The sequence below is a fragment of the Psychromonas antarctica genome (assembly GCF_022267535.1).
Lineage (GTDB): Bacteria > Pseudomonadota > Gammaproteobacteria > Enterobacterales > Psychromonadaceae > Psychromonas > Psychromonas antarctica.
In genome coordinates, this window is record NZ_JAHNZV010000085.1 from 1 (window position 1) to 12,659 (window position 12,659).

Consider the following 12,659-nt stretch of genomic DNA (forward strand, 5'->3'; position numbering starts at 1 on the left):
CTATAAAAAACTAAGGAAAAACTATGAAATTTAACTAGTTCATAAAGTTAGTCATCAGTAATTAAAAAAAGTTCGAAATTATTTATAATTAATTTAATGCGCTTCATCCCAGTTATCTCCCATTCCAGCATCAGCAATCAAAGGAACATCTAAATCTGCCGCATTCGCCATAATAGCCTGTATCTCGGTTGTATAAGACTCAACAAACTCTTCTTTAATACAAAAGACTAATTCATCGTGAACTTGCATTAATAGCTGAACACTTCCCGCTTCTTTTTCTTGTACCCACTTTGCCATATCTATCATCGCTTTTTTAATGATATCGGCAGCAGTACCCTGCATTGGCGCATTAATAGCAGCTCGTTCAGCGGCTTTTTTAAGCATGCCATTACGAGACTTAATCTCAGGCAGCTGTAAGCGCCGGCCCAGAATAGTTTCAACATACCCCTGTTGATGTGCAATAGCACGTGTATCCTCCATGTAGGTTAAAACACCCGGATAGCGCATAAAGTATTTATCCATATACTGCTGGGCTTCTTGGCGACCAACATTAAGTTGCTTGGCAAGCCCAAAAGCACTCATACCATAAATAAGCCCAAAGTTAATCGCTTTTGCACTGCGGCGTTGTTCCGTGCTGACTTCATCAAGTGGCACAGAAAACACCTCAGATGCAGTCGCCTTATGAATATCTTTACCTGTAGAAAAAGCCTTTAAGAGACCTTTATCTTGAGAAAGGTGTGCCATGATTCGCAGCTCAATTTGACTGTAATCGGCAGCGACTATTTTATAACCTGGTTGTGCTATAAAGGCTTGGCGAATACGACGACCTTCAGCACTACGAATAGGAATATTTTGTAAATTTGGATCGCTTGATGATAAACGGCCGGTAACAGTGACCGCCTGATGATAAGAAGTGTGTACACGCCCAGTTTTATCATTCACCATTTTCGGTAGTTTATCTGTGTAGGTGGATTTCAACTTACTTAAACCTCGATGCTCAATAATAAGTCTAGGCAGCGGGTAAGTTAACGCTAACTCCTGCAATACTTCTTCCGCAGTAGAAGGAGCCCCTTTGGGGGTTTTCTTTAAAATAGGTAAGTTTAACTCTTCAAATAAAATTGTCTGCAGCTGTTTTGGCGAACTTAAATTAAAAGGTCTCCCCGCCTCTGCATAGGCAGATTCTTCTAGCTCTAACAACCGTTTAGCAATTTCTGTGCTTTGCTGAGCAAGCAAGACACTATCAATTTCGACACCACCACGCTCAATATCTGAAAGCACCGTTAATAACGGCAACTCGATATCAGTAAAAACAGTTAACAACTCAGGACTCGCTTGTAACTGCTTAAAAAGGTGAAGGTGTAGCCGTAAAGTAATATCTGCATCTTCAGCCGCATAAGGCGCAGCTTCTTTGATCGCGATTTGATTAAAAGTGAGTTGTTTTACACCTTTACCTGCAATGTCTGTAAATGAGATACATTGATGCCCAAGATATTTTAACGCCAAGGCATCCATATTATGCTTACCCGTACTATCAAGCACATAGGATTCAAGCATCGTATCAAACTCAATCCCTTTTAGTTCGATCCCGTGATTTAATAATACACTGCGATCATATTTTAAATTCTGCCCCACTTTTTTACGATCACAGGATTCGAGCAGTGGTTTTAGTTGCGCCAAGGTATCGATTAAGGCGAGTTGTTTAGGCGCATCAATATAGTCATGCGCAAGAGGAAGATACGCGGCTTCGATGATAGGCGCCTCTTCACTACCAATATTGCTTTGAATCGCAAAAGATACCCCGACAATTTCAGCTTTCATATAATCTAAGCTGGTTGTTTCTGTATCAAACGCAAAGAGTGGTGCATTCTCTAACTTTTTAATCCACTGGGTTAACTGCCCTTGCGTATAAATTGTTTTATATGCAGAACGATCAATGATTGTAGAAGAAACCACAATTTCATTATTGCTTTCCCCAGAGATAGATCCAGATGATTGTTTGTTAATCATCTTCCCGCCATCAAGCAATGCCGATAACCAGCGTTTAAATTCAAGCTTACCAAATAACTGAACGAGGGCATCGGTGTCCTCATCCTTATGAGTAAAATCAGCATAATTTAAGGACAACTCGAGATCTGTTTTAATCGTTGCTAACTGGTAAGAAAGGCGCGCCATCTTTTCATTATCTTGCATTTTTTTGGCCATGGTTTTACTGCCACGGAATCCCAAGGGCGCAAGTTTATCAAGATTTTTATAAATATCGTCCATTGACCCCAGACCTTGCAACATAGCAAGTGCTGTTTTTTCACCAACACCCGGTACACCCGGAATGTTATCTGCTTGATCCCCCATTAATGCTAGGTAATCAATAATCAGTTCCGGTGGCACACCAAACTTATCATTTACTCCTTGAATATCTAATACGCTATTGGTCATTGTATTAATCAATAAGGTATTCTCATCTACTAGCTGAGCCATATCCTTATCACCCGTGCTAATTAATGTAGCAATACCCAAAGCACTGGCTTGACGAGAGAGCGTACCTATCACATCATCAGCTTCAACACCGGGGACGATTAAAATGGGCAACCCCATCGCTTTAATCACATTATGCAAAGGTTCTATCTGACAACGCAAATCATCCGGCATACTCGGCCTATTGGCTTTGTACTCAGCATACAGATCATCACGGAAAGTTTTTCCTTTAGCATCAAAGACCACAACAATATGGCTGGGATTATATTGCTTTAATAAGCTTTGCAACATATTCACCACACCATATACTGCACCGGTTGGCTCTCCTGCAGAATTAGTAAGATGAGGGGGGGCATAAAAAGCACGATAAAGATAAGAAGATCCATCAACAAGAACAAAGGGGTTTTCAGGAATAGTGGCCATTAGCTTTTTACCAGTAAGAGAGAATAAAAAATGATTATACCGATTTAGTCACCAATAACCGAACCTATTTGGGAAAAAAGCACAACCACTACTGGCTATAAAGGTAAGTGGTTATTCACTTTCGATATGTGGCTATGCTGTGGGTAACTCTGTTAGTAGTTTTTAATATAAACAGCGTTGTAACAAGAATATAATAATTTATCCTTTATTATCAAATAGATAATTTATCAATATGACAAAAAAAACAGATAATTAGAAAATTACAATGTGCATAACAAAAGTATATATATTTTATTTTTAAGTATTTTACTGTTTGTTCTGATTATTAACGGGGTTTGCGTACATTTTTAATACCGTTGCTTGCAATTCAGGCTTAATAGCCTGTAGATGTTTGTTAAAAGCCTGTTTATCACTTTCGCTGATATTGTTTGCATTCTCTTTCACAGCCAGAAGATTAGAAGAGTGGAGATAATAGTTTTGATAAATCTGACCATCTATTGCTTGAGCGACTTCATCTGCATCGGCAAATTCGCCTTGAATAGGGGATCCGAAGGCGACATGAACATGCCCTTTGGTGCCAACAATACCTCGTACAATACTCTCAATATCCTCAAACTGGGATTTTTTATATTCTCCTTTTTCGGCCTTATCATAGAGTTCTTGCGCTTTTTGTTGAGCACAAGGATCAAATTCATAAGAAACCGCAACCGGTACAATATTTAGCTGATTAATATAATCAGAAAAAGCTATTTTTTTCTTTTTCCCGTTCACATAAAACATTTTTACGATAGCAGGCTCTGTTTTGTCAAAACCATCTTTCGCACGCCCTTCTCTTTGTGCTATCCAGATACTGCTATCTTCCTGCAACGAGCTAAAAATATAATCAGACAGGTGAGTTAGTGCTTTCATCATCTCACGTACACCCGATACTGAGCGCTTAACGATAAAACTTTTGTTCATTCGCATTAAATCAGAAACGTACGGTTTACTTAGCAAGTTGTCACCAATAGCAATACGCACCGTCTTGAAATTCTCAGAAAATAGAGCCCAATTCACAAAAGCAGGATCCATTGCAATATCACGATGGTTAGAAACAAAAAGATAGTTTTTCGTTGGAGAGAGATTTTCAAGCCCGGAATAAGTAAATTGGGTGGTCGTTGAATCAATCATATGTTGCATATAACCGCCCACCACTTGCTGCATCTCATCAATACTATTAATCATCCCCCATTTATATAGAAAGTAGCGGCGTAATAATGGTTTTAAGATAAAGCCCGTAAATTTAGCTATTTTAGAAAAGCGAAAACTGATAATCGCATCAAGAAACTCGTTATTATTGATAACACGCTGAATAGCAGGTTGAATTTCATCATCATTATACGGACGAATATCACTGAATTGATCTAAGGCGTTAGTCATTTTTCACTCTCTGTAAAATTGAAGGCGTATTTTACCCCCTTTTAAAAGGTACAGCGAGTTTAATTAGTAAATAACTTCAACTGGGGATAGGCAAAAACTGATTTTATGGCCAAATGGGTTTAAATCGAAATAACTCTTGGCGTAGAAGATTTTTATAGGTTGTCTCATCGATCTGAGAGCCCCGTAAATAATCCTCCAACCACTGAGGCTTGAATAAACGTGATGCACGTAGTTGATCATATTTTGCAAAACGTACTGCGGAAAATAAAATTTTACCAACGGTACTACGATCATCAAAAGGGAGCTGCTCAACTTCCTCTTTTAATGCATTAACAAGGTGCGGAAAATCTTGCTTAAATATATTTGTCGCTATACTCAGGCTTAACTTTAGGCTCGACTGTGACACTAGCAATGCTTGCAGCGATGCAGAGTCACTTTGTATTTCATAAAAAAAGTCATGCTGTGCCTTTTCTCCTTTGTCTCGCGCCTTATTCAAACAAGCACTGCGAACCACTTCAAATGAAGTCAGGTACTGCTGATAACCTGCCACATAAGCGAAATTAACCATCGCTGATAACAACATTCCTTCGTACGGGCGACGATAATTGGCTTCTTGCATCAATGCGATGCAGGCTTGCCCTAAGGTCAACTCATAACGCCAAAGCTTTTTCGCAAACAAGGCATTATGGTGACTGTAAGCATTAATACGGTATTTAAATAAAAGAGCAGGCACCACATAGCGCAACACATCGGTACCAATCAGACCAATTGCACTTTGAATATCACGCACATAGCGAGAATCTCGCCCAAGTGCAGACATGAAATTATCACTGTTTACTAAAAACAGGAGACGATTACGCGTGCCTATATTCAACTCGAGTAAAGAGGCTAATACCGAATAGCGTGGTTCACCCGCAAGTAACTTCTTTAGTAACTCAACAGTGCTCTCTCTGAGCTGTAATTGATCATTTATGACATTGTCACTATTCTCTAGTTTTTCATTAATCACTTTTAGCAGCGATTGTTGAAAATAACGCATTAACAAAGCGTTACGTTTGTTTTTAAGGCGCTTATCAGCCTCGACGCGTTTAACTCTTTGTTTTTCAACATCCAATAAAATACGCTGGGTTCGGCCATTTCTATCCTGAGGCAACACAGCAAGCGGCCTATCATCCAACTCTTCTTCCAATAAACCATCGCTATATTCACCCTCCTGATCTATTTTCTTTTTACCCACCAGGAAACGGAGAAACAGTTGATTAATTGCGTCTTCAAGTGACGGCTCAGATGTATTGGTATTTTTGCTTGTCATAAAGATTGATTAAATTCCAAAAGGTGAAGCGGGTAGCTGAACAGATTTATAATGCCCACTATGCTCAAACATAACTAAAATAAACTAAATTGATTTAGATAAAAGCAAATGCATCACCGAAAATGTGCTCAACTAACGCCCCTTGCTTTACAAAGTCTTCTCGCGCAATTTTTGCCATTTCGAAACGCCCTACAATATAAATATCAAACGCACTGAGATCTGCGAATTTATTTAGAACGGCTTTATGAACATAACCTTGATCACCTTGCCACTGGCTTTCTGGTAATTCAATCACAGGATAGAAATGAACATTACGGTGTTTTTTAGCCCATGCCACCGCTTCATTTTCGAAATAGAAATGCGCATATTCCTTTACTCCCCAGTAAAGGTAAACGGGATTTTCTAATTGCAACTGTACAATTCTCTCAAGCAATGACTTAACATAGGAAAAACCAGTGCCCCCTGCCACTAAAATAATTGGGCGGTTAGAATGTTCACGTAAATAAGCATCTCCCTTACCTATTTCAACCTCAATCTCACCTTCACTTTGCATTTTTTCAATAACTTGCATCGCATAACTATTTTCAGGTGTTGCACCAATATGCAGCTCAATCATGTCGCTTAAAGGCGCATTGGCAATTGAGAAATGGCGTTTATCTTTTTCCCCCATAACCACCGACAGATATTGACCCGCTTTATAAGTGACAGCTTGAGTCGGAGTCAAAAAAACACGATATAAAAAGTCATTTAATTTTTCAATAGAGCTGATATGACAAGTAACTGTTTGCATTAATTTCTCATTTTAAAGTGGTATCTCTCAGAAGAAGATAGTATTTAACAAAATGGCAACAATTATGACAGGATATTTAATGCTTGCCAAAGGTCATCTATTTTTTCTTTCACTTGTTTATCCATCGCTATCGGCTTCCCCCACTCTCTATCGGTTTCACCCGTCCACTTATTGGTAGCATCCAGCCCCATTTTTGACCCCAATCCAGAGACTGGTGAGGCAAAATCCAAATAATCGATCGGCGTATTTTCGATCATCGTTGTGTCCCTTGAGGGATCCATACGGGTAGTGATTGCCCAGATCACATCATTCCAATCACGCACATTGACATCGTCATCACACACAATAATAAATTTAGTATACATAAATTGACGTAAAAACGACCAGATACCAAGCATTACGCGTTTAGCATGCCCTGGATAGCGTTTTTTAATGGAAACAACAGCCATTCGGTAAGAGCAACCTTCAGGCGGCAGATAAAAATCGACAATTTCAGGAAACTGTTTTTGCAAAATAGGTACAAATACCTCATTGAGTGCCACCCCCAGTATCGCGGGTTCATCAGGCGGACGTCCGGTATAGGTACTGTGATAAATGGGATTTTCACGATGCGTAACATGAGTCACGGTCATCACCTGAAAATCATCGACTTCATTATAATAGCCAGTATGATCGCCATAAGGACCCTCTGGCGCTTCTTCGCCAGGTTGCAAATAACCTTCGAGAATAATTTCAGCGGTTGCAGGCACATCGAGATCATTGCTTATGCTCTTTGCTACTTTAGTACGCGAGCCGCGTAATAAACCTGCAAAAGCATATTCAGATAAAGTATCCGGAATCGGCGTAACAGCGCCTAAAATAGTCGCAGGATCAGCGCCTAACGCAACTGAAACAGGAAAAGGTTTACCCGGGTTAGCCTCTTGCCACTCGCGATAATCAATCGCCCCCCCACGATGAGATAACCAACGCATAATAATTTTGTTTTTACCGAGTAATTGCTGGCGGTAAATACCTAAATTCTGGCGTTTTTTATAAGGGCCTTGGGTAATGGTTAAGCCCCAAGTAATTAAAGGAGCAACATCACCTGGCCAGCAAGTCATCACCGGCAGCTTGGTTAAATCAACGTCATCCCCCTGCATAATAATTTGCTGGCAGGGTGGATTGCGCACACTTTTAGTAGGCATATTTAATACTTGCTTAAATATGGGTAACTTCTCCCATAATGATTTAATACTTTTAGGTGGCTCAGGCTCTTTTAAATAAGCTAACCATTGTCCTACTTCCTTTAACGCAGCAACATTGTCTTTACCCATTGCCAGTGCGACACGCTCTGTTGTACCAAACAAATTGGTCAACACTGGGGTGTCATAACCTTTCGGGTTTTCAAATAAAAGCGCCGGACCGCCAGCACGAAGCGTGCGATCGGATATTTCAGTCATTTCGAGATGAGGATCAATTTCTTGGTGGATGCGCTTTAATAGCCCCTTTTCCTCAAGCTGGGCAATAAAGTCACGCAAGTCATCATATTTCATAAGTATCCCGCTTAAAAAACAGTGAAAAAAAACGCTACCTAGGGTAGCGTTATACTATTTGATTAAATACAGCACAGCATTTATTTTGCTTTTGTATTTTTCATGGCGCTGAAAAAATCATCATTTGTTTTGCTTAAACCCAATTTATCAATCAGAAACTCAGTTGCACCTACTTCACCCATTGGATGTACAATCTTACGCAAAATCCACATACGCTGTAGTTCATCAGATTTTGTCAGTAACTCTTCACGACGCGTACCTGAACGAGTGATATCTATTGCAGGGTAAACACGCTTCTCAGCAAGCTTGCGATTGAGATGGATCTCAGAGTTACCCGTGCCTTTAAACTCTTCGTAGATAACTTCGTCCATTTTTGAGCCAGTATCGATCAATGCCGTTGCAAGAATAGTCAAACTCCCCCCCTCTTCAACATTACGCGCAGCACCAAAAAAACGCTTCGGCCGTTGTAATGCATTTGCATCGACACCACCTGTCAATACTTTGCCTGAACTTGGCACAACAGTATTGTAAGCGCGTGCTAAACGAGTAATCGAGTCAAGCAGAATGACTACATCTTTTTTATGTTCAACTAAGCGTTTTGCTTTTTCAATCACCATTTCAGCAACTTGTACGTGACGGCTCGCGGGTTCATCAAAGGTTGAAGCGACCACTTCACCGCGCACCAAGCGCTGCATTTCTGTTACTTCTTCTGGGCGTTCATCGATCAACAGAACAATCAATACGGCGTCAGGATAATTAAGACTAAGGCTCTGTGCAATGTTTTGCAGTAGCATTGTTTTACCCGCTTTCGGCGGTGCTACAATTAAACCACGTTGCCCTTTACCAATCGGAGAAACTAAATCGAGAATACGCGCAGTAATATCTTCCGTACTACCATTACCATTTTCTAAACGAAAGCGCTCTTCTGGATGGATGGGAGTCAGGTTTTCAAAAAGGATCTTATTACGGGAGTTTTCTGGTTTGTTAAAGTTGACTTGGTTGATTTTTAATAATGCGAAATATCGTTCACCATCTTTAGGGGGCCGAATCTTGCCCTCAACACTATCACCCGTTCGAAGGTTAAATCGACGAATCTGACTAGGGGATATATAAATATCATCTGGACCAGCAAGGTATGAACTATCGGAACTTCGTAAAAAACCAAAGCCATCTTGCAATATTTCCAACACGCCAAAACCGAAAATATCTTCGCCGCTTTTAGAATGTGCTTTCAGGATTGCAAAAATAATATCTTGTTTTCTTAAACGGGCTAGGTTTTCTAGATCCATAGATTCGCCAAGTTTAACAAGTTCAGAAACTGGTGTGTCTTTTAATTCGGTTAGATTCATAAGTTATTTAGGTAGTCAGATTTGTAATAAGTGAATAGTAGGAAGTTGAGAATTCGTTTATTTAGAATTTAAACACAACGATAGCACTAAAAAATAGATTAGTCCAGATTTGACCTGTTATTGCTTCTAACAGGTCCAATCTGTTCTCAATTACTTGAGATTAGCATCTAAAAATTCAACAAGTTGCGATTTAGAAAGCGCGCCGACCTTAGTAGCTGCCACTTTACCATCTTTAAATAATAACAGAGTTGGGATACCACGAATACCAAACTTAGGCGGAGTACCGCTATTTTGATCGATGTTTAATTTACCTATAGTAAGCTTTCCTGCGTATTCAGTAGCAACTTCGCTCAGAATAGGAGCTATCATTTTACAAGGACCACACCATTCAGCCCAAAAATCGACAAGTACAGGTCCATCAGCATTAACGACGTCTTGATCAAAGCTTGCATCACTCAACGTTAGGATATTATCGCTCATTTTTTTCTCCAGAAAGAATTGCCAGTAAAAAAGATACTGTAACATGAATATAATAAAAAAATAATTTTTGATATTTGAATCGATCTCAATACTTATTGCAAGTATAAACTGATATGATTTGCAAATGAATAAAACACACTTAACTCAAATAAAATTTGCAGACCTTCCTCTCGAGAAAAGTCTAATTTCAGCGTTAACATTGGAAGGTTTTGAATATTGCACTCCGATTCAAGCGTTGTCACTGCCAATCACCCTAAAAGGGCAAGATATTGCAGGACAAGCTCAAACCGGCACAGGTAAAACGCTCGCGTTTTTACCGGCAGTATTTCATCATTTATTGACCAATAAACAACCTGAAAATCGCCGTAAGAATCAACCTCGGGCTATTATTTTAGCACCGACACGTGAGCTTGCAATTCAAATTCACAAAGATGCAATGTCACTCGCGAATTCATCCCATTTACGCCTAGGGTTAGCATATGGGGGCGAAAAAGTTGAAATTCAACAAAACAAGCTAGAAAAAGGTGCTGATATTTTAATTGGTACAACAGGTCGAATCATCGATTTTGTTAAACAGGGTGTCATTGATCTGGGTTCAATACAAAGTGTTGTACTTGATGAAGCCGATCGTATGTTTGACCTCGGTTTTATCAAAGATATCCGTTATCTTTTCAGACGTATGCCAGAAGCGAACTCTCGTTTAAACATGCTGTTCTCTGCAACCTTGTCACATAAAGTACAAGAACTTGCTTTTGAACATATGAATGATCCTGAGCATATTCAAATTGAACCTGAAGTCATCACTTCAACCAATATTTCTGAAGAATTATTTTATCCTTCAAACGAAGATAAAATGCTTCTTTTATTAACCTTAATAGAAGATGAATGGCCAGATAAAGCGCTGGTTTTTGCTAATACAAAGCATACCTGTGAAAAAGTGTGGGGATATCTTGCGGGTGATGATCTGCGAGCTGGGTTGTTAACCGGTGATGTTCCACAAAATAAACGCCTTAAAATACTAGAGCAATTCAAAACTGGGGAAATTGATATTTTGGTTGCAACAGATGTAGCAGCACGCGGTTTACATATTCCTAAAGTCTCACATGTATTTAACTTCGATCTACCCGATGATTGTGAAGATTATGTTCACCGTATTGGTCGAACAGGTCGTGCCGGTGAAAAAGGCTTAGCAATAAGTTTAGCATGTGAACGATATGTATTTAATCTACCTGCTATTGAAGAGTACATTAAACACACTATTCCAGTTAGTGACTATGATAGAGACGCGTTACTTGATTCTTTACCTGTGATGAAAGTCACTAAATACAAAGCACACCCAAAGAATCGCAAGGATAATTTCCATCGCAGCCACAAGCGTTAATATTATGCCTGAGAATCGCTATACCATTATTGACCTTGGCTCCAACAGCTTTCATATGCTAACGGTACTAAAAACAGATAATGGTTTTAGCGTTTTTTCTAAAAGTAAAAAAAAAGTAAGACTTGCCACCGGGTTAGACGCTAAACAAAATTTAAGCACGGAGACCATGGTAAGTGGGTGGTCTTGTTTACAGCAGTTCAGAGATGAATTAGATCAAATAAAGCCCTGTAAAATTTTAGTAACAGCAACAGCCGCGCTACGTATCGCAAAAAACAGACAGATATTCATTAAAAAAGCAGAAACAATCCTACAGCATCCGATCAAACTAATTTCTGGTATAGAAGAAGCAACAACTATATATCGTGGTGTTACTTATACAGAGAAAATAACGAAAAAAATGCTGATTATTGATATCGGAGGAGCGAGTACTGAGTTAATTATCGGTAAAGGCAATGATATATTACTAGCAAAAAGTTTAAATATGGGCTGTGTGACCTGGCTTAATCAATACTTTGCAGATGGTAATCTTAACAGCAATAATTTTAACAATGCTGTTTATATGGCCAAAAAAGTAATCGCCCCACAAGTAAAAAATTACATAGAACAAGGCTGGTCTATCACCATGGGAGCTTCAGGAACAATCCAAGCAGTGCGGGAGATCAACAATAAGCAACAGATAAACAAAGAGCTGACCTTAGATCTCCTCAATAAAATGAAAAAGATGTGTATTGGATGTGAAAATATTCACGCATTATCAATTGATGGATTAAAAAAATCAAGAATCCCTGTCTTCGCAAGTGGCCTAGCAATATTGATAGCACTATTCGAATCGCTAAATATCAAATCTTTAACACCTTCAAAAGGTGCATTACGGGAAGGGTTAATTAGTACTTTACTTGAAAACACTTCCCCCTCTTCCTAAAAACACGTATAACTGCTTATGTTTCGAGTTTACCTATTTAACCTTAACTCTGGATAATAAAAAAGCAATCATCTTTAATACCATCAGATAAAAAAACAGACCAGTTAAATAAGCGAATTGGTATCACTGGGATTCGTTATCGGGCGCTTGGCGATGGTCAGAACGTTCAGAGCTTGTCTCGATACTCGCCCTGCAGCCATGCATTTCCTATCCTCATGTTCGAGTGGTCTTCGACACAAAGCGTATAACGCCCCCCCCCCACTCTTTTTCGAAGGATGGGGTTTTATCGTGTTATTTATAATAAAGAGGGGCGCTCGGCGATGGTCAGGGCTCGCAGAGCTCACCCGCTCGTGACACTTGCCTAGCGGCAAACTCGCCCTACTATCACATGATCTGAATGCCACTGCGTGGCTGCTCTTTATTTCCCATGTTCGAGTAGTCATCGCGTTAAACGCTTAAACGAAAAAATCCCTGCTGACTTAGTCAACAGGGATTATTCGTTTATTAGGTGTCTAGCAATGACCTACTCTCACATGGGGAGACCCCACACTACCATCGGCGCAGCTGCGTTTCACTTCT

9 protein-coding genes are annotated in these 12,659 nt (G+C 39.6%); 2 read left to right on the forward strand and 7 right to left on the reverse strand.

Annotation, left to right across the window (positions count from 1 at the left end; genetic code table 11):
- Positions 1 to 93: 93 nt before the first annotated feature.
- The 7 genes from polA to trxA all read right to left on the reverse strand — a co-directional run bounded on the left by polA (position 94) and on the right by trxA (position 9,777).
- Entirely contained in the window at positions 94 to 2,895 is a 2,802-nt protein-coding gene (gene polA / locus KSO91_RS13430) for a DNA polymerase I (RefSeq protein ID WP_238743512.1), read from the reverse strand.
- Between the two features lie 306 nt (positions 2,896 to 3,201).
- The gene (locus KSO91_RS13435; RefSeq protein WP_238743513.1) at positions 3,202 to 4,314 is read right to left on the reverse strand and encodes a 1-acyl-sn-glycerol-3-phosphate acyltransferase; all 1,113 of its coding nucleotides are present in this window, start codon (positions 4,312 to 4,314) and stop codon (positions 3,202 to 3,204) included.
- Positions 4,315 to 4,417: 103 nt separating this feature from the next.
- Complete coding sequence (locus tag KSO91_RS13440) at positions 4,418 to 5,626, reverse strand: HDOD domain-containing protein (protein WP_238743514.1); 1,209 nt, start codon at positions 5,624 to 5,626, stop codon at positions 4,418 to 4,420.
- A gap of 94 nt (positions 5,627 to 5,720) precedes the next feature.
- On the reverse strand, positions 5,721 to 6,416 hold the full coding sequence (fre, locus tag KSO91_RS13445) for an NAD(P)H-flavin reductase (protein ID WP_238743515.1): 696 nt from the start codon (positions 6,414 to 6,416) through the stop codon (positions 5,721 to 5,723).
- Between the two features lie 62 nt (positions 6,417 to 6,478).
- On the reverse strand, positions 6,479 to 7,948 hold the full coding sequence (gene ubiD, locus KSO91_RS13450; RefSeq protein WP_238743516.1) for a 4-hydroxy-3-polyprenylbenzoate decarboxylase: 1,470 nt from the start codon (positions 7,946 to 7,948) through the stop codon (positions 6,479 to 6,481).
- Positions 7,949 to 8,028: 80 nt separating this feature from the next.
- A complete protein-coding gene (gene rho / locus KSO91_RS13455; RefSeq protein ID WP_238743517.1) occupies positions 8,029 to 9,297 on the reverse strand; it encodes a transcription termination factor Rho in 1,269 nt (422 codons plus the stop codon).
- 150 nt (positions 9,298 to 9,447) lie between these two features.
- Complete coding sequence (trxA, locus tag KSO91_RS13460; protein WP_238743518.1) at positions 9,448 to 9,777, reverse strand: thioredoxin TrxA; 330 nt, start codon at positions 9,775 to 9,777, stop codon at positions 9,448 to 9,450.
- Positions 9,778 to 9,901: 124 nt separating this feature from the next.
- Here trxA and rhlB point away from each other — a divergent pair, with 124 nt between their 5' ends.
- Both rhlB and KSO91_RS13470 read left to right on the forward strand, forming a co-directional pair.
- Positions 9,902 to 11,158: an ATP-dependent RNA helicase RhlB gene (gene rhlB, locus KSO91_RS13465; protein WP_238743519.1), complete on the forward strand. Its 1,257-nt coding sequence runs from the start codon at positions 9,902 to 9,904 to the stop codon at positions 11,156 to 11,158.
- Positions 11,159 to 11,162: 4 nt separating this feature from the next.
- Positions 11,163 to 12,080 (forward strand): Ppx/GppA phosphatase family protein, encoded by a 918-nt coding sequence (locus KSO91_RS13470; RefSeq protein WP_238743520.1) that lies wholly within the window; start codon positions 11,163 to 11,165, stop codon positions 12,078 to 12,080.
- Positions 12,081 to 12,659: the final 579 nt, after the last annotated feature.

Bases quoted from the DNA above. Each gene is read 5' to 3' on its own strand.
- ubiD (WP_238743516.1), bottom strand. From the start codon at position 7,948: ATGAAATATGATGACTTGCGTGACTTTATTGCCCAGCTTGAGGAAAAG.
- fre (WP_238743515.1), bottom strand. From the start codon at position 6,416: ATGCAAACAGTTACTTGTCATATCAGCTCTATTGAAAAATTAAATGAC.
- KSO91_RS13440 (WP_238743514.1), bottom strand. From the start codon at position 5,626: ATGACAAGCAAAAATACCAATACATCTGAGCCGTCACTTGAAGACGCA.
- rho (WP_238743517.1), bottom strand. From the start codon at position 9,297: ATGAATCTAACCGAATTAAAAGACACACCAGTTTCTGAACTTGTTAAA.
- KSO91_RS13470 (WP_238743520.1), top strand. From the start codon at position 11,163: ATGCCTGAGAATCGCTATACCATTATTGACCTTGGCTCCAACAGCTTT.
- polA (WP_238743512.1), bottom strand. From the start codon at position 2,895: ATGGCCACTATTCCTGAAAACCCCTTTGTTCTTGTTGATGGATCTTCT.
- trxA (WP_238743518.1), bottom strand. From the start codon at position 9,777: ATGAGCGATAATATCCTAACGTTGAGTGATGCAAGCTTTGATCAAGAC.
- KSO91_RS13435 (WP_238743513.1), bottom strand. From the start codon at position 4,314: ATGACTAACGCCTTAGATCAATTCAGTGATATTCGTCCGTATAATGAT.
- rhlB (WP_238743519.1), top strand. From the start codon at position 9,902: ATGAATAAAACACACTTAACTCAAATAAAATTTGCAGACCTTCCTCTC.